Origin of the sequence: Streptomyces sp. NPDC006335, assembly GCF_040612795.1 — a bacterium.
In the GTDB taxonomy this organism is placed as follows: domain Bacteria; phylum Actinomycetota; class Actinomycetes; order Streptomycetales; family Streptomycetaceae; genus Streptomyces.
The window spans coordinates 90,675-111,191 of sequence record NZ_JBEXQX010000011.1 but is presented as its reverse complement, the minus strand read 5'-3'; the positions used below and the strand labels follow the sequence as shown (position 1 = coordinate 111,191).

General features: G+C 72.3%; 24 protein-coding genes and 1 pseudogene. 13 read left to right on the top strand and 12 right to left on the bottom strand.

The window, feature by feature from the left end:
• Positions 1 to 101 precede the first annotated feature (101 nt).
• The 3 genes and pseudogenes from ABZ098_RS28315 to ABZ098_RS28305 all read left to right on the top strand — a co-directional run.
• The gene (locus ABZ098_RS28315; RefSeq protein WP_356595806.1) at positions 102 to 959 is read left to right on the top strand and encodes an aldo/keto reductase; all 858 of its coding nucleotides are present in this window, start codon (positions 102 to 104) and stop codon (positions 957 to 959) included.
• A gap of 98 nt (positions 960 to 1,057) precedes the next feature.
• Entirely contained in the window at positions 1,058 to 1,876 is an 819-nt protein-coding gene (locus ABZ098_RS28310; RefSeq protein WP_356596071.1) for an SAM-dependent methyltransferase, read from the top strand.
• 181 nt (positions 1,877 to 2,057) lie between these two features.
• Positions 2,058 to 2,570, top strand: a pseudogene (locus tag ABZ098_RS28305) (class I SAM-dependent methyltransferase); the annotation flags it as partial.
• Positions 2,571 to 2,579: 9 nt separating this feature from the next.
• On the opposite strand, the gene ABZ098_RS28300 reads toward ABZ098_RS28305, so the two are convergent.
• Both ABZ098_RS28300 and ABZ098_RS28295 read right to left on the bottom strand, forming a co-directional pair.
• The gene (locus ABZ098_RS28300) at positions 2,580 to 3,497 is read right to left on the bottom strand and encodes a helix-turn-helix transcriptional regulator (RefSeq protein WP_356595804.1); all 918 of its coding nucleotides are present in this window, start codon (positions 3,495 to 3,497) and stop codon (positions 2,580 to 2,582) included.
• A gap of 130 nt (positions 3,498 to 3,627) precedes the next feature.
• On the bottom strand, positions 3,628 to 3,858 hold the full coding sequence (locus ABZ098_RS28295) for a DUF397 domain-containing protein (RefSeq protein ID WP_284435992.1): 231 nt from the start codon (positions 3,856 to 3,858) through the stop codon (positions 3,628 to 3,630).
• A 206-nt stretch (positions 3,859 to 4,064) separates the two neighbouring features.
• Between ABZ098_RS28295 and ABZ098_RS28290 the strand changes: the two genes are divergently transcribed.
• From ABZ098_RS28290 to ABZ098_RS28280, 3 genes are all read left to right on the top strand, one after another.
• Entirely contained in the window at positions 4,065 to 4,616 is a 552-nt protein-coding gene (locus tag ABZ098_RS28290; protein WP_356595802.1) for an ATP-binding protein, read from the top strand.
• A 28-nt stretch (positions 4,617 to 4,644) separates the two neighbouring features.
• Entirely contained in the window at positions 4,645 to 5,187 is a 543-nt protein-coding gene (locus ABZ098_RS28285; RefSeq protein ID WP_356595800.1) for a hypothetical protein, read from the top strand.
• Positions 5,188 to 5,275: 88 nt separating this feature from the next.
• Positions 5,276 to 7,042: an ABC transporter ATP-binding protein gene (locus tag ABZ098_RS28280; protein WP_356595798.1), complete on the top strand. Its 1,767-nt coding sequence runs from the start codon at positions 5,276 to 5,278 to the stop codon at positions 7,040 to 7,042.
• A gap of 21 nt (positions 7,043 to 7,063) precedes the next feature.
• On the opposite strand, the gene ABZ098_RS28275 is transcribed toward ABZ098_RS28280, so the two are convergent.
• Positions 7,064 to 7,423 carry a hypothetical protein gene (locus tag ABZ098_RS28275; protein WP_356595796.1) on the bottom strand — a complete coding sequence of 120 codons (360 nt, stop codon included), beginning with the start codon at positions 7,421 to 7,423 and terminating at the stop codon, positions 7,064 to 7,066.
• Between the two features lie 172 nt (positions 7,424 to 7,595).
• Here ABZ098_RS28275 and ABZ098_RS28270 point away from each other — a divergent pair, with 172 nt between their 5' ends.
• Positions 7,596 to 7,838, top strand: coding sequence for a DUF5133 domain-containing protein (locus tag ABZ098_RS28270; protein WP_356595794.1), 243 nt, complete (start codon positions 7,596 to 7,598; stop codon positions 7,836 to 7,838).
• A 25-nt stretch (positions 7,839 to 7,863) separates the two neighbouring features.
• Here the strand turns inward: ABZ098_RS28270 and ABZ098_RS28265 are convergent, their stop codons facing one another.
• A complete protein-coding gene (locus ABZ098_RS28265) occupies positions 7,864 to 8,838 on the bottom strand; it encodes a helix-turn-helix domain-containing protein (protein ID WP_356595792.1) in 975 nt (324 codons plus the stop codon).
• 180 nt (positions 8,839 to 9,018) lie between these two features.
• Between ABZ098_RS28265 and ABZ098_RS28260 the strand changes: the two genes are divergently transcribed.
• Together ABZ098_RS28260 and ABZ098_RS28255 are read left to right on the top strand one after the other, a co-directional pair.
• Positions 9,019 to 9,474 (top strand): hypothetical protein, encoded by a 456-nt coding sequence (locus ABZ098_RS28260; RefSeq protein WP_356595790.1) that lies wholly within the window; start codon positions 9,019 to 9,021, stop codon positions 9,472 to 9,474.
• A gap of 117 nt (positions 9,475 to 9,591) precedes the next feature.
• Positions 9,592 to 9,807 (top strand): hypothetical protein, encoded by a 216-nt coding sequence (locus tag ABZ098_RS28255; RefSeq protein WP_037713967.1) that lies wholly within the window; start codon positions 9,592 to 9,594, stop codon positions 9,805 to 9,807.
• Between the two features lie 50 nt (positions 9,808 to 9,857).
• Here the strand turns inward: ABZ098_RS28255 and tgmB are convergent, their stop codons facing one another.
• From tgmB to ABZ098_RS28240, 3 genes are all read right to left on the bottom strand, one after another.
• On the bottom strand, positions 9,858 to 10,841 hold the full coding sequence (gene tgmB, locus ABZ098_RS28250) for an ATP-grasp ribosomal peptide maturase (protein ID WP_356595788.1): 984 nt from the start codon (positions 10,839 to 10,841) through the stop codon (positions 9,858 to 9,860).
• 16 nt (positions 10,842 to 10,857) lie between these two features.
• Positions 10,858 to 11,049, bottom strand: a complete 192-nt coding sequence (gene tgmA, locus ABZ098_RS28245) for a putative ATP-grasp-modified RiPP (RefSeq protein WP_356595786.1) — start codon at positions 11,047 to 11,049, stop codon at positions 10,858 to 10,860.
• 131 nt (positions 11,050 to 11,180) lie between these two features.
• The gene (locus tag ABZ098_RS28240; RefSeq protein WP_356595784.1) at positions 11,181 to 11,498 is read right to left on the bottom strand and encodes a YkvA family protein; all 318 of its coding nucleotides are present in this window, start codon (positions 11,496 to 11,498) and stop codon (positions 11,181 to 11,183) included.
• A 212-nt stretch (positions 11,499 to 11,710) separates the two neighbouring features.
• On the opposite strand from ABZ098_RS28240, the gene ABZ098_RS28235 reads away from it, so the two are divergent.
• Entirely contained in the window at positions 11,711 to 12,730 is a 1,020-nt protein-coding gene (locus ABZ098_RS28235; protein WP_356595782.1) for a hypothetical protein, read from the top strand.
• Positions 12,731 to 12,755: 25 nt separating this feature from the next.
• Here ABZ098_RS28235 and ABZ098_RS28230 read toward each other — a convergent pair whose 3' ends face one another.
• The 3 genes from ABZ098_RS28230 to ABZ098_RS28220 are packed head-to-tail and all read right to left on the bottom strand — an operon-like array spanning position 12,756 to position 16,429.
• Positions 12,756 to 14,891 (bottom strand): xanthine dehydrogenase family protein molybdopterin-binding subunit, encoded by a 2,136-nt coding sequence (locus ABZ098_RS28230; RefSeq protein ID WP_356595780.1) that lies wholly within the window; start codon positions 14,889 to 14,891, stop codon positions 12,756 to 12,758.
• A 9-nt stretch (positions 14,892 to 14,900) separates the two neighbouring features.
• Positions 14,901 to 15,893 carry a xanthine dehydrogenase family protein subunit M gene (locus ABZ098_RS28225; protein WP_356595778.1) on the bottom strand — a complete coding sequence of 331 codons (993 nt, stop codon included), beginning with the start codon at positions 15,891 to 15,893 and terminating at the stop codon, positions 14,901 to 14,903.
• Positions 15,890 to 16,429: a 2Fe-2S iron-sulfur cluster-binding protein gene (locus ABZ098_RS28220; RefSeq protein ID WP_356595776.1), complete on the bottom strand. Its 540-nt coding sequence runs from the start codon at positions 16,427 to 16,429 to the stop codon at positions 15,890 to 15,892. The genes ABZ098_RS28225 and ABZ098_RS28220 overlap by 4 nt, the downstream gene beginning before the upstream one ends.
• Before the next feature lie 111 nt (positions 16,430 to 16,540).
• On the opposite strand from ABZ098_RS28220, the gene ABZ098_RS28215 reads away from it, so the two are divergent.
• The gene (locus tag ABZ098_RS28215; RefSeq protein ID WP_356595774.1) at positions 16,541 to 17,200 is read left to right on the top strand and encodes a maleylpyruvate isomerase N-terminal domain-containing protein; all 660 of its coding nucleotides are present in this window, start codon (positions 16,541 to 16,543) and stop codon (positions 17,198 to 17,200) included.
• On the opposite strand, the gene ABZ098_RS28210 is transcribed toward ABZ098_RS28215, so the two are convergent.
• Positions 17,193 to 18,305: a hypothetical protein gene (locus ABZ098_RS28210; RefSeq protein ID WP_356595772.1), complete on the bottom strand. Its 1,113-nt coding sequence runs from the start codon at positions 18,303 to 18,305 to the stop codon at positions 17,193 to 17,195. The genes ABZ098_RS28215 and ABZ098_RS28210 overlap by 8 nt on opposite strands.
• Before the next feature lie 352 nt (positions 18,306 to 18,657).
• On the opposite strand from ABZ098_RS28210, the gene ABZ098_RS28205 reads away from it, so the two are divergent.
• Both ABZ098_RS28205 and ABZ098_RS28200 read left to right on the top strand, forming a co-directional pair.
• Positions 18,658 to 19,038: a PadR family transcriptional regulator gene (locus tag ABZ098_RS28205; RefSeq protein ID WP_356596069.1), complete on the top strand. Its 381-nt coding sequence runs from the start codon at positions 18,658 to 18,660 to the stop codon at positions 19,036 to 19,038.
• Positions 19,035 to 20,039 carry a hypothetical protein gene (locus ABZ098_RS28200; protein WP_356595770.1) on the top strand — a complete coding sequence of 335 codons (1,005 nt, stop codon included), beginning with the start codon at positions 19,035 to 19,037 and terminating at the stop codon, positions 20,037 to 20,039. Before ABZ098_RS28205 ends, ABZ098_RS28200 begins: the two co-directional genes overlap by 4 nt.
• Here the strand turns inward: ABZ098_RS28200 and ABZ098_RS28195 are convergent.
• A complete protein-coding gene (locus ABZ098_RS28195) occupies positions 20,023 to 20,514 on the bottom strand; it encodes a lamin tail domain-containing protein (RefSeq protein WP_356595768.1) in 492 nt (163 codons plus the stop codon). The genes ABZ098_RS28200 and ABZ098_RS28195 overlap by 17 nt on opposite strands.
• Positions 20,515 to 20,517: the final 3 nt, after the last annotated feature.

The window sequence follows — 20,517 nt, the reverse complement described above, 5'->3', positions numbered from 1 at the left end:
CGCTGAATGCGTTCTCATTCTTCTATTGGACCTTCGGCAGGTGCGACGGCCAGGCTGGTCACAGCCCGGATCCGCGTGACAGGCGAAAGAGGTGCACGGTCATGCCCACACGCCGTATCGGTGATGTCGAAGTGAGCTCGATCGGGCTGGGCGCCATGCCCATGTCCATCGAGGGACGGCCGGACGAGGAACGCTCCATCGCCACCGTCCACGCCGCGCTCGACGCGGGCGTGACCCTGATCGACACCGCCGACGCCTACCACCGGGACGCCGACGAGGTCGGTCACAACGAGACCCTGATCGCCAAGGCCCTCGCCTCCCACGACCGGGGCGGTGACGTCCTGGTCGCCACGAAGGGCGGGCACTTGCGTCCCGGGGACGGCAGTTGGACGCTCGACGGCAGCCCCCGGCACCTCAAGGAGGCCTGCGAGGCCTCGCTGAGCCGGCTCGGTGTGGAGGCGATCGGGCTCTACCAGTTCCACCGCCCCGACCCCCGCGTCCCCTACGAGGAGTCCGTCGGCGCCGTGCGCGACCTCCTGGACGAGGGCAAGATCGTCCAGGCGGGCATCTCGAACGCGAATCCCGACCAGATCCGCCTGGCCAATGAGATCCTCGGCGGCCGACTGGTCTCCGTGCAGAACCAGTTCTCCCCGGCCTTCCGCTCCAGCGAGCCGGAACTGCGCCTGTGCGACGAACTCGGCATCGCCTTCCTGCCCTGGAGTCCCCTCGGCGGCATCACCCGGGCGGGTGAACTGGGTTCGGCGCACGCTCCGTTCGCGCAGATCGCCGAGAAGTACGGGGTGAGCCCGCAGCGGGTGTGCCTGGCCTGGATGCTCGCCAAGTCGCCGGTGGTCGTGCCGATCCCGGGCGCGAGCCGCCCCGAGACGATCCGCGACTCGCTCGCGGCTGCCGAGCTGGTGCTCGACGCGGAGGAACTCGCGGAGCTGGACGCCGTCTGACCCGCGTTCCCCCGTGCGGGCTGGCCCGGCATTCGCGGTGTCCCTAGGATGGACTCCCTGTCCTGCCAGGCCAGTTGGCGGCACAAGCTGGGGGAATGATGAGCACCGGTAAGAACCTGTCCACGTCGATCGACGCCTCGGTACCCACGGCCGCGCGCATGTACGACCACTACCTCGGCGGCAAGGACAACTACGCGGCCGACCGGGCCGCCTGCGAGCAGCTCGACAAGGTCGTGCCGAGCACCCGCAGGCTCGCCGTGAACAACCGGCGCTTCCTCCAGCGGGTGGTGCGGACCCTCTCGACGGAGTACGGCATCCGGCAGTACCTGGACCACGGCTCAGGCCTGCCCACCCAGGACAACGTCCACCAGGTCGCCCAGCGCGTCGACCCCACCACCCACGTGGTCTACGTCGACAACGACCCGATGGTCCTCGTCCACGGCCGGGCGCTGCTGCAGCAGGACGAGCGGACCACCGTCATCCACGCGGACATGCGCAAGACGGACGAGATCTTCGGTCACGAGGACACCCAGCGGCTGATCGACTTCTCGCAGCCCGTCGCCGTGCTGTTCAACTCGGTCATGCACTGCATCCCCGACAGCGAGACGGACGGGCCGGCCGCCCTGGCCCGCCGGGTACGCGAGCGCCTCGCGCCCGGCAGCTTCATGGTGATGTGCCAGCTCGTCAGCGAGGACCCCGAGGTCCGCGCCTTCGTCACCGACTTCATGGACCAGGCGACGCATGGCAACTGGGGCCGGGTCCGCCAGGAGAAGGACGTCGCCGAGTGGTTCGAGGGCCTGGAGATCCTCGACCCGGGCCTCGTGGAGGTCTCCACCTGGCGCCCCGACACCGACGTGGCCCCCCGCCAGCTCACCCACGAGTGGATCGAGTTCGGCGGCGTCGGCCGACTCGTCTGACCCGGCGCGGCGCACGCCCCTGGCAGGGACGAGAAGGTCCGCGTGCCAGGGGTGTGCGTGTGTCCGCCAGGACCCCTGCACGCTCCGCACGGGTTCGGCGAGAAAGCCAGGTCGACGAGCATGAGGAACGCCCCCGGACAAGCGCCCGGCGTGGGCGGGACCGCCGTGGGCACCGGGCCCCGGAGTTGGTCCGGGCAGCAACGCGCGGTACCTCGCCTCCCGAGGCTTCGAGGTCGACGCCGTCGATCTCTCACCGGCCGCCGTCGCCTGGGGCAGGGAGCGTGCGCACGAGACGGCGGCCGACGTCCGCTTCGTGTGCGGCGACGCCTTCTCCCTGTCGGGCACCGAACTCCGCGACACCTACGACCTGATCTGAGACTCCGGCTGCTTCCACCGTCTGCCGCCGCACCGCCGTATGAGCCACCTGGCGTTTCTCGAACGACACCTCGCGTCCCACGACCGCTTCGGCATCGTCTGCTCCGCCGACGGGGCCGTGGGATCGGGCCTGCCGGACGCGGAGTTCTACCGGCAGGGCCGACTCGAGGGCGGGCTCGCCCACCCGGCCGGGTCCTTGCGACGGATCTTCCGCGACCTGACCGAGGTCGAGCCACGGCGCATGCGCGACGAGCCGCCCGAGTCCCCCTGCTTCGGCGAACCCTTCCTGCGGGCGGGCCTGTTCGGCCGTGATGTCTGACGAGGGCTCTCAGTCGCCGTAGCGCTGCTCCATCGTCCGCTCCAGCATCCGCAGGGACTCGCGGGGTTCGAGAGCGTCGTCCGCCAGCCGGTCCAGGGCGAGCCGGTACTCCTCCGTCTCGTCCCGGTCCTCCAGGAAGTTGGCGCTCTTGATGTGCTCCAGGTAGACGACGTCCGGGAGGTCGAGCCCGCCGAAGCGGAGGTAGGTGATCGGGATGGCGGGGGCGGAGGCGTTCGTCACGTCCAGGGGGATGACCTGGACCGTCACATTGGGGCGCTGGGCCATCTTGATGAGGTGGGCCAGCTGTGCCCGCATGACATCCCGGCTGCCCAGCACCCGCAGCAGCACCGACTCGTCGATCACCGCCCACAGTTGCGGGGCGTCCTCGCGCAGCAGCAACTGCGCGCGCCGCATGCGCAGTTCGACGCGTCGCGCCACCTCGCTCGCCGCCGCGGCCGGCAGACCGCGCTCCACCACCGCACGGGTGTAGTCCGGGGTCTGGAGCAGACCGGGGACGTACTGGATCTCGAAAGTACGGATGGCCGCGGCCGCCTCCTGGAGCCCGACCAGCCGGTCGAACCACTCGGGCATCAGCCGCTTGTCGTACCGCTGCCACCAGCCCGGGTCACCGGCGCGCTGGAGCAGCTTGAGGAGCACCGAGGACTCGTAGTCCTCGGTGCCGTACAGCTCCAGGAGGGCGCGCACATCGCTCTCGGACGGGGGCCTGCGGCCCTTGCCCGACTCGATGCGGGACAGCTTCGCGGGGCTGAACCCGAGGGCCCGGGCCGCCTGGTCCTGGGCGAGCCCGGCATCCTCGCGGAAGCCCGCCAACTGCACGCCCACCAGCATCTTCAGCAGGGTGGGAGCCGGCTCGGTACGGTCCAGGTACGGTTCCAGGCGGGAGATGCGGTGGGACGCGGCAGACATCCTGACTCCCAGTAAACCGGCACAGAGACGACTCACACTATCGCACGCAGCGTGGCCGTACCGCATCATTCCGTAGACACCGGTGTCGGCACGGGAGTTGGAGCCTGGCGCGCCCCGGATGTCCCGCCCCTCACAGCAGGTGGTCGAACTCCCCGTCCTTCGCGCCGGCGAGGAACGCCGCGACCTCGGCCGGTGTGTAGACCAGCGCGGGGCCGTCGGGATCACGGGAGTTGCGCAGCGCGACGGCGCCGTCGACCAGTGAGGCCACTTCGACGCAGTTGCCCTCGGCGTTGCTGTGACGGCTCTTGACCCAGCGGGCGTCGAGCGAACTCGCCCGCACTCCGTTCTGCACTGGTGGCACTGCAGTCTCCTTGCTTTTCACGATCTGTGCCGGGCGTAGTGCCCGGCCGTGCGGGGCGGGGGCGCACGACCGCAACCTCCGTGGCCCCACCCGTCGTTCGCGCAATTTCTCGTGCAATTGCACGCGGGCGCCTTCAGCGTGGATAATAGCTCCGGCGTCAACCCCTGCGGTTGCGCCCCGTCTTGACGTCGCATCAAGGAGATGCCGTGTCGTCACCTGCGAACCAAGTGCTCCGGCCGCCGAGCCAGGCCGCGCCGGAGGTGGTTGACGCGGGCCCGGCCGGTGAGACCGCGCGGCGTCCGGGCCCGGCCGACGCGCCGCGGAAACCGCCGACGCTCGGCTCTCCCGTCTCCGCCACGCTGCTCGTCAGGTGCAGCGCGGAGGGATTCGCCCGGGCCCGCGCCTTCACGCGAGAGACGCTGAGCCGGTGGTCCCTGGACCATCGCAGCGACGACGCCACCCTCGTGATCACCGAACTCGCGGCCAACGCCGTGGCCCACGCGGTGCTCCGGCCCGCGGCGGGAGGTGCCGCCGAGGTGTGGCTGGGGTTGTCCTTCGACCCCACCCATCTGCTGGTGACCGTCTCCGACCCCGGTGACGAGCCGCCCGCGTACACCCCCTGTGACGTCACCGCCCTGCGGGAGAACGGCCGAGGCCTGTACATCGTCGACGCCCTGGCGCAGGAGTGGGGCTGGACCTCCCGGCCCCCGGCCGGCAAGACCGTCTGGGCCAAGCTGTCGACCGCCCCTCCTCCCTGACATGACCGCCGCGGAAAGGTTTCACGCCATGCGCACCGCTCCGGACCAGCCGAGCAACGAGCGCACCAGCTGCCCCGTCCCCACGACCGGGGTGGCGCGAACCACGCCCCTCGCGGCGCTGAGCCGGGTGCCCTGGGGCGAGATCCAGGACTCCACCGGCTGCGCCGCCGCCATCCCCCTGCTCCTCAACAGCGTGGCCTGGGGGGACGCCGAGACCGCCGGCGCCGCACTCGGCGACCTGCGCAGGCGCATCTGCCAGTACGGCTTCGTCGTGGAGCAGGCCACCGCCGCCACGGTCCCCTTCCTCTGGGAGCTGGCCCAACTGCCCCAGGTGACCTGCCGTGCGGAGATCATCCAACTGCTCAGGAGCATCGCCGGCGCCCGCCAGTGGGAGAGCACGGCGGCGGTCTACCCCAAGCTGCTCAACCACCGCGAGAACCCGGTGGTGTGGGAGCGCCGGGCCCGCCAGGCCGTCCGTGCCAAGAGCGGTGCCCTCAGTCGGCTGATGGCCGACGACGACAGCGAGATCGCCCACGCCACCACGGAACTCGCCCGCACTCTGGACGAGTAGGAGCGCACGCCGCCACCTGGTGTACTCCTTGCCGCCGAGGGGGAGAAAGCGCTTGCCCTCCACACGGCAACCGGAAGGACCACCGACGATGGCATCGTCGCTGGAAAGACCACTCGACCACCGCTACCGGGGCGAACACCCGATCCGCACGCTCGCCTATCTGCTCCACGCCGACCGCCGCCGACTGGCCGGTGCCGTCGCGGTGTTCACCGTCAAGCACAGCCCGATCTGGCTGCTGCCCCTGATCACCGCGTCCATCATCGACACCGTCGTCCAGCACGGGCCGATCAGCAGACTCTGGACCAGCACCGGCGTCATCCTGTTCATCCTGCTGGTCAACTACCCCCTGCACCTCCTCTACGTCCGCCTGCTCTACGGCAGCGTCCGCCGCATGGGCACCACCCTGCGCTCCGCCCTGTGCACCCGCATGCAGCAGTTGTCCATCGGCTACCACTCCCGGGTCAGCGCCGGGGTGCTCCAGGCCAAGGTCGTGCGGGACGTCGAGACGGTCGAGCAGATGGTGCAGCAGACCGCGGAGACCGGGCTGGGCGCCACCACGGTGCTGATCGGCGGACTGGTCATCATCGCCGTACGGACACCGGAGTTCGTGCCCGTCTTCCTCGTCGTCGTGCCCGCCGCCGCCCTCGTCGTGGCCCGCCTCAGGGCCCGGCTGCGCACCCACAACGAGCACTTCCGGCACGAGGTCGAGACCCTGTCGTCCCGGGTCACCGAGATGACCCGTCTCATCCCGGTCACCCGCGCGCACGGCCTGGAGGGCAAGGCGCTGCGCCGCATGGACGGCACCCTGAGTCGACTGCTGACCTCCGGGATGCGCCTCGACCTCGTCAACGGCCGCTTCGGCTCGCTGGCCTGGGTCGTCCTCAACGTGGTCGGTGTGCTGGTCCTCGCCGGCGCCGCGCTGGTGTCGTACTACGGCGTCTGGGGCGTCACCCCCGGCGACGTCGTGATGCTCAGCGCCTTCCTGACCACGCTCACCAACTCCACGACAACGTTGGCAGGGCTCGCCCCGGTCATCACCAAGGGCCTGGAGTCCGTCCGTTCCGTCGGCGAACTGCTCCAGGCGCCCGAACTGGAGGACAACGAGGGCAAGACGAAGGTCGACTCGGTGCGCGGGGCCGTCGAGTTCCAGGGCGTCGGCCACGCGTACGACCACGGGAGGCCCGCCGTACGGGACTTCACCCTCTCCGTCAGCCCCGGCGAGACCGTCGCCCTCGTCGGCGCGTCCGGCGCGGGCAAGTCGACCGTCCTCAACCTCGTCATCGGCTTCATCCGGCCCACCTCGGGACGGCTGCTGCTCGACGGGACCGACATGCACACCCTCGACCTGCGCACCTACCGGCGCTTCCTGTCCGTCGTACCGCAGGAGTCCATCCTGTTCGACGGCACGATCCGCGACAACGTCGCCTACGGCATGGACGACGCCGACGAGCAGACGGTACGCGCGGCGCTGCGGGACGCGAACGCGCTGGAGTTCGTCGACCGCCTGCCCCAGGGCCTGGACACCCTGGTCGGCGAGCGCGGGGCCAGGCTGTCCGGCGGGCAGCGGCAGCGCCTGGCCATCGCCCGGGCCCTGATCCGCGACCCGCGGGTCCTCGTCCTCGACGAGGCGACCTCGGCCCTGGACACCCGCTCCGAGGCGCTCGTCCAGCAGGCGCTCGCCCGGCTGCTGCGCGGGCGTACGACCTTCGTGGTCGCGCACCGGCTGTCGACCGTGCGGGGCGCCGACCGGATCGTGGTGATGGGGGAGGGCCGGATCCTGGAGACCGGCACCCACGAGGAACTCCTGCGCCGTGGCGGGGCCTACACCGCGCTGCACGCCGGACAGGTCGTCTGAGGCGGACCGGTCCGCCGGCTCTCAGGCCGCGCTGCTGCGCGGCACCCGGCGGGGGCACGCCGAGTCGTGGTCGGTGCCGCAACTCGTCCACCAGCGTTCACAGCACGCGGTGTTGAGCTCGGCGCGGACGATGTCGTCGGCGGCCCCCGCACCGGCCTGCCCGTCGGGGCCGCCGACCCGGCCGCGCATTTCAGCCAGAGCGCGCCGCTGGTCGCGGAGCACGCTCTCGCGCACGACCGCGATCACCGGGACCAGGCTGGCGGCGGCGAACAGACACGCGATCCACGGCGGGCCCTGGCGCAGTGCCAGGACCGCTGTCCAGGCGAGTCCGGTGCTCGTCGCGAGATAGAGGGCACTGAGGAGACCTGCGGAGCGGTTCATGGGCGTATACCGTTCATGTGCGAGGGATGCCCCTTGTTCAACGGTTTGCGGCCCTTCGGGAAGCGGGTCCGCCCACACGGTATTGCGCCAATCGCGTACCGGGGAGCGGCGGATGGGATTGGGCCGGTGCGGAGGGGGCATACGCAGCGAAAAATTCGAGAGAGGGGCGTTCGTGCTCGTTCCGGACCCGAAGGCCGTCAGAACCCTGCTGACCCGCTATGCGTCACTGCGGATCGCCCAGGCGGAGAGGGAGACGCCGGCGACGGCTCGTGAGCTGGAGGACGTCAGTTACACGCTGTGCGTCATGATGGGCACCACCGATGTCCGCGAAGCGGTCGCCAGGGCCGACGCCCTGCTGCCGGCCGTCGGATGCGTGGACGTGGAAGGTGAGAGCAGCCTGCCGCTGGCAGGGTGAACAACACGCCGGACCCGGCGGGCGGTCAGCGGCGCGCCGCCGCCGGGACGGCGTCCTTGGCGTGGAAGGCGGCGCGATAGGCCTGCGGGCTGGTGCCGACGACCCGGCGGAAGCGCTCCCTGAACGCCGTGGGGGAGCCGAACCCCGCCTGCCGCGCGATCCGCTCGACCGGGTGGCCGGTGTTCTCCAGCAGGTACTGGGCGCGCCGCACCCGGGCCCGCAGCAGCCATTGCAGCGGCGTACTGCCCGTCTGCTCGCGGAAACGGCGGCTGAAGGTGCGCTCGCTCATCCCCGAACGGGCCGCCATCGCCCCGAGGGTGATCTCGTGGGCCAAGTTGTCCTCGATCCACTCCAGCAGCGGCTCCAGCGTCGACCCCCGGGGCACGGGCGGGTGGTCGGACACGATGAACTGGGCCTGTCCGCCCTCCCGTTCGAGCGGCATCACCGACATCCGGGCGGCATGGGCCGCGACCGCCGACCCCAGGTCCCGGCGGATCATGTGCAGACACATGTCCAGGGCCGCTGCCGCACCCGCGGAGGTCAGGATCTGGCCGTTGTCGACGTACAGCACGTCCGGCTGGACCTCGACGGCGGGGAAGCGCCGCGCCAGGTCGTCCGCGGCCACCCAGTGCGTGGTGGCGCGCAGGCCGTCCAGGAGCCCGGCCGCCGCGAGCACGAACGCGCCCACGCACACGGACGCGATCCGGGTGCCGGCCGCCGCGGCCTCCCGCAGCGCCGCCAGGACGCGCGGGGAAGGCGGTGGGGCGGTGGGGGAACAGCCCGGCACGATGATCGTGTCCGCGTCCGCGAGGGCCTCCAGCCCCTGTCCGACCCGCAGGGTGAAACCGCCGTCCGCGCGGACCTCCGCGGACTCGGCGCACAGCCGGACCCGGTAGGCGGGGCGGCCGTCGGGAAGCTGGGTCCAGTCGAAGACCTGCATGGGCGCCGCCATGTCGAACGGCACCACGTCGTCGAGAACCAGGATCGCCACGGAGTGCATGACGGCCACGATAGGCGGATTCCCGCCACCGGCACGACCAGGGAACCGGACAGAAACCCCTGCCGAGGCGGTTGGCGGGAACCCGTTGGAACCTGTCGTTTCAGCCTCTGTGTGATCACCCGGCGGCTTCCTAGCGTGGACGGGCACCGCCGACCGCACCGGAGAGGGACCCGCCACCCCATGACCAAGTTCCTGCTGACCCTGCACGTCCTCGCCGCCATCGTCGCCGTGGGGCCGGTGACCGTCGCGGCCAGCATGTTCCCGCCCGCGGCCCGCCGGGCGCACGCGGAGGGGGCCGGCCTCGGCACGGTACGGCTGCTGCACCGCATCTGCCGGGTCTACGCGGGCGTCGGCATCGCGGTCCCCGTCCTCGGCGTCGCCACCGGAGCCGCGATGGGCGTCCTGGGCGACGCGTGGCTGACCGCGTCCATGGCCCTGACGGCCGCGGCCGCCGGAATCCTCGTCGCCTTCGTTCTGCCCCGGCAGGGCGAACTGCTCGACGAGCTGACCGGACAGGGGAGCGTCGAACGCCGTGCCACCGCCCAACTGGCCATGTTCACGGGCGTCTTCAACCTTCTGTGGGCGACCGTGACCGTCCTGATGATCGTCCGTCCGGGGTCCACCACCGGCGCATGACCGCCCGCGCGCCGTCAAGCCCGACACCGGAATTCGCACGTCGGTGCGTGGAGGCGCCTAGACTCGTCAGCCGTGCCCATGCGCGTGGGCCCGCGAAAACGAAAGGCGCGTTGACGGGTGTTCCAGGATTCCCCCATCTACGACCGACTCGTCGCCGAGCGCGGCGACGTCCCCGCTCTGACCCGCAGGGAGGCCGAGCGCGTACGCAGGGAACTGGAGTACGTCATGCGGCCGCTGCAGTCCCTCATGCCCCCGCCCGTCCCCGAGCGGCCGGCCTCGCCCGGCCAGGGATGGGTGCCCGCCCTGCCCCCGGCCGCCCCCCGGCCCTACTGATCCGGTCCGGTCCTACTGAGCCGGCCCGGTCCTGCTGATCCGGTCAGGACCTATTGATCCGGTCTCAGGAGACCGTGCTGCTCGCGCCGTTGGTGCGGGAGCGCGGTTCCGGGCCGGGCCAGCCATTCGGCGATGCCGCGCGCGATCGGCTGGCCCGTCTCCACCTCGACGAAGCCGAACTGCCCTGACTGGTTGCACTCCAGGAACCACCAGGTCCCGTCCCCGTCCTCGGCGAAGTCGAAGGCCCCGTAGGCCAGTTCGGCCGCCCGGAGGTAGTCCCGGACGGCCGCGGCCACCCGGGGCGGGACCTCGGCGGGCTGCCAGGACGAGGTGGGCGGGGCGAACCGTACGTCCACCTCGTCGTCCGCCCCGGTGGCCTTCCGGGCGGCCAGCAGCGTCTCGCCCACGACGGTCAGGCGTATGTCGGCCCGTTTGGCCACCCGCCGTTGCAGCAGCGTCGGGCCGAACGCGACCGCCGCGAAATCGGTGTCCGGCGCGACCCGGCTGGTCGGCACCGCCCGCGGCGGGTCCTGCGGGTGCGCCCCGGAGACCGGCTTGACCACCAGATCGGGATAGCGCTCGGCGAACTCGCGGGCGGCCTGCGGGAACGTCGTCACGATGGTGGCCGGGACGGGCAGGCCGCAGCGCTGGGCGAGCCGTAACTGCCAGGGCTTGTGACGGGCCCGGCGGGCCGCGTCGGGATGGTTCATCCAGCGGGCGTCACTGCCACGGAGCATGCCGTACAACGCCTGGGCGGACTCCTCGGTCAGCCACTCGGAGGGCGCGGCCGCCCGCGCCGCGGGGGTGCCGGGGCGGCGGACCCAGATCGAGCGCAGCCCGGAGATGCCCACCAGACGGCCGCCGACCGACAGATGGCCGCGGAAGGAGCCGTGCACGTACTCCCCGGACAGTGCCACACCGTCGGTCAGGTCGGCCGGGTCGAGCCGGACCACCGGTACCCCCGTGGCGTTGAGGTGCACCACGACCATGTCGGCCGTGACGTCCTCTTCGCAGGTAAGAATCAACACGGTCATCGAACGCCGGCCGTGTTCAGTCGTCGAAGTGAGTCTTGGAGCCCGCCGTGCTCGTGGTGGTCCCCAGTTCCCTCAGCAGCGCGTGGTCGCGGGCCGCGACCCGGCCGTCCATGAGCACGTTCAACTGCAGCCCGGAGTCGTAGACGTACGGAGTGGTCGCCTCCAACGTCGCTGCCGGACGTGCGTAGTTGAGCGCGAACGGTTGCATCGTCTCTCCCTCGCCGGTACTGCCTCTCACCGACGGCCTCTCCCCACGACGCCGTCGGGTCAGCCGACTTGCTTCGGCTTCCAGAGACTTATACGAATCGAACGAGTGATTGGTTTCCTTACACTGCGTAATCAGGGTCGGCGGACCGGCTCCCCGTCCCGTGCGTCGAACCGCAGTGCCGCCCGATCGGCGGGGGAGCCGCGCAGGGTGCGCAGGGCGAGCAGCAGGACGCCGATGTCGTCCAGGTACACCGGATCGGGCACCAGATCGGTGGGCAGGACGAAGTACAACAGGGCACCCCAGAAGACCCAGCGGGGCCCGGTGGGAAGTCCCGCCCGCCGCAGACCGCGCCGGGTCCTCACCAGCCGCACCAGCAGTCCCACGGCCACCGCCAGCGCCAGTGCCGCGAGCACCACGGCGACGACGATCAGTGCTGTGGTCGTATCCACGGGCCGACCTCCTCCTCCGGGCGCCGAACCGCCCGCTCCCTGACGGATTCCCGCATCCGGCCCCGCTATGGCTCACCGGGGCCGCACTCACACCCGTGGCTCATCCGAGTGGCACGCCGCCGTGCACCCGCTTACGAATGGGTCATCTCAATGTCGCGGTCGCACGACGGGGGCGCGTGGGAGCGACCGCCACTCTTTGTCTGGAGCACAGCATGACCACCGGCCCGACAGCAGCTCACCCGAACGAACCCGGCATACCGATGGACCGGTCGTACGGCGATCCCGTCGGCGACCTGGTGCGTGCCGCCGTGGCCGACCGTCCCCTGGAGGACGTCGTCCACCTCATCACCCTGATGGAACAGTCGCCCGAATACGCGCAGTCCACCGCCGCCGCCCTCCGTGCCGTCGGCGTGGACCGGTCCGTGGAGGACGTCACCCGGCTCGTCGCCCTGCTGACCCGGCCGCCACGGGACGCGGACAGCGCCGACGAGGCGATCCGGGCCGCCGCCGAGTCCCGTCCCGTCGAGGACGTGACCCGTCTGGTGGCTCTGTTGAACCGGTCCGAACTGCAACCCCACTGCGGACAGGAGGCGGTGCGCGCGGCGGCGACCGGCAGGCCCGTCGAGGAGCTCGTCGAGCTCATAGGGCGCCTGGCGACGGAAACGGCCCCGCAGCCGGCGCCCGAGGCGTACGAGCCGTACGACGAGGAGTGGCGGCCCGAACCGGAGACGCCGGGAGCGAGCGCCTTCCCGGCCCCGCCACCGCATCCGCCCGCGTCGGGCCCGCCCCGAAGGGCATCGCTCTGGCCGGGCAGGATCGCCGCCCTGGCGCTGCTGGTCTGCGGTGTCCTGTGCTTCCCGGCGGACCCGGACGGGGCATCCGCGCCGGTGTACGGGTTCGCACTCGCCGTGTCGCTCCTGTGTGTCCTGCTCGCCGTGCTGACCCTGTGGCCCGTCCTCCCGGTCCTGGCCCTCGCGGTCGTCGTGCCGGCCGGGGTGGCCGCGGGCCAGTTGCTGAACGGACAGTTCCGCTCGGCCGGGCTGGCCCGGGCCCTGGAACTTCCGCTGGCGCCGGCCTGGATCGCGGGGACGGCGGCCGTGTGCGCGTCACTGGCCGCGCTGACCGCCCTCGTGGTGCATGTCGCGTCGCCCCCGCCACCGGAGCGTGTCCAGGCGCGGCGACGGACGGCGGAGGCCATCCGCGAGGCGGCGGACGCTCCGCTGGCCCGCTAGTCGCTCCCCAAAAATCTGCGTGGGCCTACGAGCCGCCCCTCTCCCGGAGCCCGCTGAGCACGCGGTCCGGGGTGAGGGGCAGCTCGCGCAGGCGTACGCCGGTGGCGTGGAAGACGGCGTTGCCGATCGCGGCCGCCGTCCCCACGATGCCGATCTCGCCGATGCCCTTGCTGCCCATGGGGTTGAGGTGGGGGTCGTCCTCGTCGATCCAGTGCGCCTCGATGTCGGGCACATCGGCGTGCGTGGGCACGTGATACGCGGCCAGATCCGATTCGGTGAAGTCACCGAACGCGGCGTCCATCGTGCTGCCCTCGGTCAGCGCCATACCGAGCCCCATGGTCATGCCGCCCACGAACTGGGAGCGCGCCGTGCGGGCGTTCAGGATGTGCCCGGCGGCGTACACCCCCAGCAGCCGGCGGACCCGGGTCTCACCGGTGACCGTGTCCACGGCGACCTCCGCGAAGTGGGCGCCGAAGGCGTACCGGGCGAAGGGGCTGTCGGCGTCGGCCCGCCCGGCCGTGTCGGCCCGGACGTCGATCCCCTCCGGCGGCAGCGGCCCCTCGGCCAGGCGCTCCGCGAGCCGCGTGCACGCCTCGTGCACCGCCCAGCCCCAGGACGCGGTGCCCGACGAGCCGCCGGCCAGCGACGCGGCGGGCAGGTCGCTGCTGCCCACCTCGGTCCGAACCCGGATCACCGGTACGCCGAGCGCGTCCGCGGCGACCTGCGCGAGCACGGTCCGCGCGCCGGTGCCGATGTCGGTGGCGTTGATCCGTACGAGGAACGTCCCGTCGGGCAGCGCACGCGCCACCGCCGTGGACGGCTGCACCAGGACGGGATACATGGCGGCCGCCACCCCCGCCCCCACCAGCAGCGGGCCCTCGGTCCGGGAGCGCGGCCGTGGGGCACGCTCGGACCAGCGAAAGCGCCGGGCGCCCTCGCGCAGACACTCGACCAGATGCCTGCTGCTGAAGGGCTTGCCGCTGTCGGGCTCGGTGGCCGGCTCGTTGACGATCCTCAACTCCACCGGATCCATGCCGAGTTCGACGGCCAGCTCGTCCATGGCAGACTCCAGCGCGTACATGCCGGGCGCCTCGCCGGGGGCCCGCATCCAGGACGGGCTCGGTACGTCGAGGGGCGCCACGCGGTGTGCCGTACGGGAGTCGGGGGCCGCGTACATCACCCGTGCGGGCACCGCGGCCTGCTCCACGAACTCCTTGATCCGCGAGGTGTGGGTGGTGACCTCGTGGATGAGGGCGCTGAGCCGTCCGTCGGGGTGGGCCCCGAGGCGCAGCCGGTGCAGGGTGGGGGCGCGGTGTCCGACGACGGAGGGCAGGTAGCGGCGGGGTAGCGCCAGGGTGACCGGCCGTCCGGTATGCCGGGCCGCCACCGCGGCGAGCACCACGTCCGGGCGGGGCGTGCCCTTGGACCCGAAGCCGCCGCCCACATGCTCGGCGTGCACGGTGACGCGGTCCTCCGGGAGGTCGAACAGGCCGGCCAGGACGGTGCGGACGGTCGTGGCGCCCTGGGTGGAGGTGTGCACCGTGAGCCGGCCGTCGTGCCACTCGGCCGTCGTCGCGTGCGGTTCCATCGGATGGTTGTGCAGCGGGGGCACCCGGTAGTCGGCGTCGATCCGGACCGGGGCGGTAGAGAACGCGCCCTCGGGGTCGCCGTGTTCGCGGGTTCCTGGGTAGCCGCCGTTGGCCTCCTCGGGCGCGTACGCGTCCGGGTGCGTGGCGGTCAGGGTGACGTCGTGGTCCTCCACGGCGTAGTCGACGTGGACGGCGGCGGCACCGGCGCGGGCGGCTTCCAGGGTCTCGCCCACGACCAGGGCGACGAACCAACCGCGGTGCGGGACACGGGAGTCGCGCAGCACGGCGAGGGTCGGGTCGTCCGGGTCGGACAACCTCGGCGCGTTCTCGTGGGTGAGCACGGCCAGGACTCCGGGCAGGGCCAGAGCGGCCGCGGTGTCGACGCCGGTGACCCGGCCCCGGGCGATCGACGCGGGCACGGGCCAGGCGTGCGCGCGGCCGGGACGGGGCTGTTCGGCCGCGTAGCGGGCAGTGCCGGTGACCTTCTCGCGGCCTTCGCGGCGCTCGACGGAAGCGCCCAGGGCGGTGGCGGTGCCGTGCGCGGTCGCGGTGCCTTGCGCGGTGGCTTCCATGCGTCCTCCTCAAGCCCTGGCGGCCGTGGTGAGCCGGGTCAGGACGTCCAGGGCCAGCGAGCGTGCCAGGGGCACCTTGTAGCCGTTGTCCCGCAGCGGTTCGGCGGCGGAGAGCTCCAGGTCGACCGCGTGCTCGAACGCTGCCGCCGTGGGCGCGGCGCCCACCAGGGCCTGCTCGGCCCGGCGTGCCCGCCACGGCCGGTGCGCCAGCGCGCCGAAGGCGATCCCGGCATGGTCGACCACCCCGTCCGTCACCCGCACCACGGCGGCCACCGAGGCGAGGGCGAAGGCGTAGGACGCCCGGTCCCTGGCCTTGCGGTAGGCGGACGGCAGCCCGGCCGAGGCCGTCGGCAGCAGTACCCCGGTGATGAGTTCGCCGGGCAGGATCTCGGTGTCCCGCTCCGGATGGTCCCCCGGCAGGCGGTGGAAGTCGGCCACGGGGACGCTCCGGGCGCCCTCGGTGCCGTACAACTCGACCTGGGCGTCCAGCGCGGCGAGCGCGACCGCCATGTCCGAGGGGTGCGTGGCGATGCAGTGCGGGGAGTGTCCGAGCACCGCGTGGTCGCGGTGCACGCCCTCGCGGGCGCCGCAACCGCTGCCCGGGGCCCGCTTGTTGCACGGTTTGGAGACGTCCTGGAAGTAGGGGCAGCGGGTGCGCTGGAGCAGGTTGCCGCCCGTGGTGGCCGCGTTGCGGAGCTGCCCCGAGGCGCCCGCGAGCAGGGCCTGGGAGAGGGCCGGGTAGCGGGCGCGGACGGCGGGATGGGCCGCCAGGTCGCTGTTGCGGACCGTGGCGCCGACGCGCAGTGAGCCGTCCGCGAGTTCCTGGACCTCGTCCAGGGGCAGTCGGCTGACGTCCACGAGCAGCTCCGGCCGTTCGACGCCGAGCTTCATCAGGTCGACCAGGTTGGTGCCGCCGCCGAGGTAGCGGGCGCCGGGCCGGGCGGCGAAGAGCTCCGCCGCCTCCTCGGGGCTCGTGGCCCGTACGTAGTCGAAGGTCCTCACCGGATCACGTCCTCGACCGCGTCGACGATGCGTGGATAGGCGCCGCAGCGGCAGAGGTTGCCGCTGAGCCGCTCGCGGATCTCGTCCCGGTCCAGCGGCACCGGATCACCGGCCGGGGTGTCGCCGGTGACGCGCGAGGGGTGGCCCGCCGCCGCCTCGTCGAGCATGCCGAGGGCCGAACAGAGCTGGCCGGGGGTGCAGTAGCCGCACTGGAAGGCGTCGCGGTCCAGGAAGGCCCGTTGCAGGGGGTGCAGTTCGTCCCCGTCGCCGCCCAGGCCCTCGACGGTGCGGACCTCGCTGCCGTCCAGGGCGACGGCGAGCAGCAGACAACTGTTGACCCGGCGCCCGTCCACCAGGACCGTGCAGGCCCCGCACTGGCCGTGGTCGCAGCCCTTCCTGGCACCCCACAGGTCCAGATCCTCGCGCAGTACGTCCAGCAGGACGCGCCGGTGGCCGACGAGGAGGGTGTGGGGTTCTCCGTTGACGGTGAGCTTCGTCTCCGAGCAGGTGGCGCTGTCGTTGTTCTCGCCGCTCATGATGACGGTGACCTTCCGGACGGACCGAGGTGCTGTCCCCACCGCGTATCCACAGCGGGCCCTCCGACACCTCCGGTCACGCCGGGAAAGGACCCCTCCTAAGCTGGCCTGATGAACGCCGACGTGCTCCGCGCCGCCTACGGGGCCTTCGCGGCCGTCGTGCGCCCCCTCGGGGACGAGGAGTCCTGGCGGCCCACCGGGTGCGCGGGCTGGGCGGTGCGCGACCTGGTCTTCCACTGTGCCGGGGACGCCCAGCGGGCCCTGGTCGCCCTGCACACGCCGGCGGCCGGACCACCCGACCGGGACGCGGTGACCTACTGGCGGGACTGGGCGCCGGACCCGGTCGGCGCGGCCCACGGCCGACGCTGGAACCGGGTGAGCGCCAGCATGTTCCTCGACTTCCGCCAGTTGCGCGACCTGTACCTGGAGACCGCCGCGGCCGTCGTGAACGCCGTCGCGGACACCCGCCCGGGTCTGCGGGTGTCGACCCAGGGCCATGTGCTGACGGCCGGTGACCTCGCGCTCACCCTGGCCGTCGAGGCGACCGTCCACCACCTTGACCTCGTCGCCGACCTGCCGGAGGCGGCCGGACCGTCCTCGGCGGGCCTGGCCGCTGTGCGCGCCACCCTGGACGGCCTCCTCGGCCGGCCCGTCCCGCTCGACTGGAGCGACGAGCACTACGCCCGCGCCGCCACCGGGCGCACACCGCTCACGGACCCCGAACGCCTCGCCCTCGGCGCGGACGCGGACCGGTTCCCGCTCTTCAGCTGATCCGCCGGTCCGGGTCCTCGTCGCGGGCCGCGGGCCGCAGCGTGCCCTTCCAGCGTCCGAAGGTCTTCGTGAGCTGCTGCAACGGCGAGGTGGCCTCCGGATCCGTCCGGGGCTCCGGTGCCGGGGCGTTCTCGCGGTAGATCGCCAGCGCCTCGTTGGCCCGCTCCGCGGCCTCCCGGTACAGGTCCCGGGACTTCGTCATGGCCTCCAGCGCCTCGGCGTACATCGCCACGAGCGCGCGCTCCCGTTCGAGCTCCTCCTCCAGGGTCAACAGTTGCCACTGCTCCCGCAGCGCGGTCACGGCCGCCTCCCCACCGTCCGGCAGCGGCTTGGGCATCGCGGCGTACCGCGTCACGGCCGCGATCAGCTCGGTCGGCTCCGAGCCGTCGAGGAACACACTGCGTACGGCGAAGTCCTGGCTGTCGTACCCGGGCGGCACCGGCGTCCCGGGCAGCACCACGGCACCGCCGCGCGGCACCTCCACGCCGAAGTCCTTCACGGCCCAGTTCAGCACCCGCAACTGGTGCGGCTGCGCCCGGTGTTCGACGACCCGGTGGCGCAGGCTCGGCGGCAGCATGTCCGCCAGCGGGCGCCGGCCGCGCTGATCGGTGGTCATGGCCTCGTGGACGACGACATGCACCGCCCAGCTCCGGCGCACGGCCTGCCGGAGCACCCGCCGTACGTCCTTGTCCTCCCCGGGCAGCACGCTCAGGTCCCGCAGCCGCAGACCGGTGGCGGCGTCGCGGTCCCAGAAGACGTCGTCGCTGTCGGGCCAGAACATGGTCGCGGGAGAGGGCCACCGCAGATCCCACGGCGCTTCCGCCTCGGCCGCCAGCACCCACTCCTGTCCGCCGCTCGACACGGGGGCGAGCGAGAGCCGGGCCCGGACGGTCACCTCGTCGGCGACGCGCCAGCGGGCCTCGAAGATCCGCTCCGGAGCCTCCCCGGTCTCGGACGGCTCCTGGAAGTCGTCGAGGGCCGCACTCTCCTTCAGTCGCTCCAGGTTCCGGCGCAGGACGTCGGCCGCGTCGGATCCGAGATGGCGGCCGCGGGCCAGCCAGACGGTGGAGGGTGCCGTGGGGTCTGCCGTGGGAGTGCTTGACATGGGTCCATCTGTGAGAGGGGGTGGTGCGTGCCAGGGCCAAGTATCGTCGCCGCCGACCCGTACGGACCAGGCGGGGTCCGGCAGGCGGACACGCCCGGGGTCCGGTGCGCGACCGCACCGGACGCTCACCATGATCTGCCCCGCGCACACGGGGCGCACACGCTCCGCACCGACCAACCGCTGTTCACTCGTGCCCAGTTCGCGACCCGGCACGCCAAAATGACCTGTCGAACAGGGCCCGCCCACCATCCGCATTGGGGCGGGCCCTGTTCGCCGTCCGCACCCGATCCCGCGTTTCGGCTCGCTGAATATATCGGGAGCCGATATATTCGTGTTCATGGCACCGAGGAACATGACACAGGCGGCGTTCTTCGTACTGACCGCCCTCGCCGACCAGCCGCGGCACGGCTACGGCATCCTGCGCGAGGTCGAGGAACTCTCCGAGGGGGCCGTGCAGATGCGTGTCGGCACCCTCTACGGCGTACTGGACCGGCTCACCGCCGACGGACTGATCGTGCTGGACCGCGAGGAGGTGCAGCAGGGCAGGCTCCGGCGCTACTACCGGCTCACCGACGAGGGGACCGCGGCCCTGGACGCCGAGGCGGAACGGCTGGCCGCCGGAGCGAGCGCCGCGAAGAAGCGGATCGCCGAAGGGCGCCGCGACCCCGCGAGCGCTCCCGGAACCACCGACGTGCCCGTCACGGGGCCCGGACTCGCCGGAGGCATGGCATGACGACGCTGCTCGAAGCCCGTTACCGCACCGTCCTGCGCCTGCTGCCCGCCTACTACCGGCGCGAGCGCGAGGAGGAGATGGTCGAGACCTACCTGTGGGACATCGACCAGGACACCCAGGAGCAGAGCCGGCCCACCCTCGGTGAGGTGGCGAGCATCGTCGCGCTGGCCGTGCGCAGCAGGCTCGGCGCGGGCGGAGCGCCCCGCCGGTACGCCGTGCTCGGCTCCGCCGTCCGCCTCTTCGCGCTCTTCGCCGTCCTGCTCCAGGCGGCCTCCGCCGTGGTCGACCGGGTCCTCGGACTGACCTGGGCGTCGACCCGCGGCGGGCGCCAGTGGGACATGTTCACGGACGGATTCACCGGCCACGGGGTGTGGGCCGGCGTGGGCGCGGTCACCCAGTGGTTCCTCCCGCTGCTGTGGACGGTCGCCTACTTCGCCCTCCTGCACGACCACCGCCGCCTCGCCCAGATCTCGGCCCTGGTCGCGGCCCTGCCGACACTCTGGCCACTGGCCGATCTCTGGGCCCGCGACTTCGCTCCCTCGGACTCCGCGTACGTCGTCGCGGCCGCCGTGCTGGCCTGGGCGTCGGCGCTGGCGCTGTGCGCGGCCCACCACCGCGACGCGCCCCCGTCGGCCCTCCCCGCCGGCGCGCCCGGCCTCGTCTTCGCCGCCTGCTGTGTGCTGATGGGCGGCTCCGTCGTGGCGCTCCCCGGCGGGGTCGACACCGTCTGGGCGCTCGTCACGTGCTACCTGGTGACGGCTCTCGCCTGGCTGCTGTACCGCGTGCGGGGCGAGAGGCGCGTCCCCGCCGGAGAGGCCGCCGCCCTCGCGGCACTGGGGCTGCTCCTCCTGGCCGTCCGGATCACCGCGGTCTACCCGTGGCTCGACCTCCTGCCGGGGGCACTGCGCGTGGGTGTCCTGACCCAGGCGGCGGCCCTGGTCGCGCTGACCGCCGCGCTGGTCGTCGTGAGCGGACGTGACCTGCTCAGCCGTGGTACGTGATGTACCCGTTGCCGTCCCGGTCGTTGGCGCTCTTGGTGTACGCGTGGGTGTCGGCGTGCGCGCCCGAGGGCTTGTAGAGGTAGATCGTGTCCTTGTCGTTGTTCCACATGAAGTTGCAGTTGTTGCGGTAGACGACGTTGCTCCCGTCGGAGTCGGTGCCGCGGCCCCCGCGCAGCTTCACGTAGTCGCCGGGCTGGAGCGTGTGGTTCTTCGTGAACGTGAACTTGTTGCCGGCGGCGTCCTTGACGACGTACCCCTTGAGGTTCACGGTCGCGCTCGACGAGTAGTTCTTGATCGTCAGGTACTCCTCGTCGGTGTTGCCGGTGGCGCAGCTGTTGGAGTCCCGGCCCGGGGCGTCGTACTGGACGCCCTTGATCTTCAGCGCCGACGAGTACTCGGCGGCGTGGGCCGGGACCGCGGCCAGCACGGTCAGCGCGCCCGCGGCCGCGGCGACGGCTATGTGTCCTCTGCGCATGGA

What these genes read in the sequence shown, in the direction of transcription:
- ABZ098_RS28315 (WP_356595806.1), top strand. Translation starts at nt 102, where the DNA reads ATGCCCACACGCCGTATCGGTGATGTCGAAGTGAGCTCGATCGGGCTG.
- ABZ098_RS28310 (WP_356596071.1), top strand. Translation starts at nt 1,058, where the DNA reads ATGAGCACCGGTAAGAACCTGTCCACGTCGATCGACGCCTCGGTACCC.
- ABZ098_RS28300 (WP_356595804.1), bottom strand. Translation starts at nt 3,497, where the DNA reads ATGTCTGCCGCGTCCCACCGCATCTCCCGCCTGGAACCGTACCTGGAC.
- ABZ098_RS28285 (WP_356595800.1), top strand. Translation starts at nt 4,645, where the DNA reads ATGCGCACCGCTCCGGACCAGCCGAGCAACGAGCGCACCAGCTGCCCC.
- ABZ098_RS28280 (WP_356595798.1), top strand. Translation starts at nt 5,276, where the DNA reads ATGGCATCGTCGCTGGAAAGACCACTCGACCACCGCTACCGGGGCGAA.
- ABZ098_RS28275 (WP_356595796.1), bottom strand. Translation starts at nt 7,423, where the DNA reads ATGAACCGCTCCGCAGGTCTCCTCAGTGCCCTCTATCTCGCGACGAGC.
- ABZ098_RS28265 (WP_356595792.1), bottom strand. Translation starts at nt 8,838, where the DNA reads ATGCACTCCGTGGCGATCCTGGTTCTCGACGACGTGGTGCCGTTCGAC.
- ABZ098_RS28260 (WP_356595790.1), top strand. Translation starts at nt 9,019, where the DNA reads ATGACCAAGTTCCTGCTGACCCTGCACGTCCTCGCCGCCATCGTCGCC.
- tgmB (WP_356595788.1), bottom strand. Translation starts at nt 10,841, where the DNA reads ATGACCGTGTTGATTCTTACCTGCGAAGAGGACGTCACGGCCGACATG.
- tgmA (WP_356595786.1), bottom strand. Translation starts at nt 11,049, where the DNA reads ATGCAACCGTTCGCGCTCAACTACGCACGTCCGGCAGCGACGTTGGAG.
- ABZ098_RS28235 (WP_356595782.1), top strand. Translation starts at nt 11,711, where the DNA reads ATGACCACCGGCCCGACAGCAGCTCACCCGAACGAACCCGGCATACCG.
- ABZ098_RS28230 (WP_356595780.1), bottom strand. Translation starts at nt 14,891, where the DNA reads ATGGAAGCCACCGCGCAAGGCACCGCGACCGCGCACGGCACCGCCACC.
- ABZ098_RS28220 (WP_356595776.1), bottom strand. Translation starts at nt 16,429, where the DNA reads ATGAGCGGCGAGAACAACGACAGCGCCACCTGCTCGGAGACGAAGCTC.
- ABZ098_RS28215 (WP_356595774.1), top strand. Translation starts at nt 16,541, where the DNA reads ATGAACGCCGACGTGCTCCGCGCCGCCTACGGGGCCTTCGCGGCCGTC.
- ABZ098_RS28210 (WP_356595772.1), bottom strand. Translation starts at nt 18,305, where the DNA reads ATGTCAAGCACTCCCACGGCAGACCCCACGGCACCCTCCACCGTCTGG.
- ABZ098_RS28205 (WP_356596069.1), top strand. Translation starts at nt 18,658, where the DNA reads ATGACACAGGCGGCGTTCTTCGTACTGACCGCCCTCGCCGACCAGCCG.
- ABZ098_RS28200 (WP_356595770.1), top strand. Translation starts at nt 19,035, where the DNA reads ATGACGACGCTGCTCGAAGCCCGTTACCGCACCGTCCTGCGCCTGCTG.
- ABZ098_RS28195 (WP_356595768.1), bottom strand. Translation starts at nt 20,514, where the DNA reads ATGCGCAGAGGACACATAGCCGTCGCCGCGGCCGCGGGCGCGCTGACC.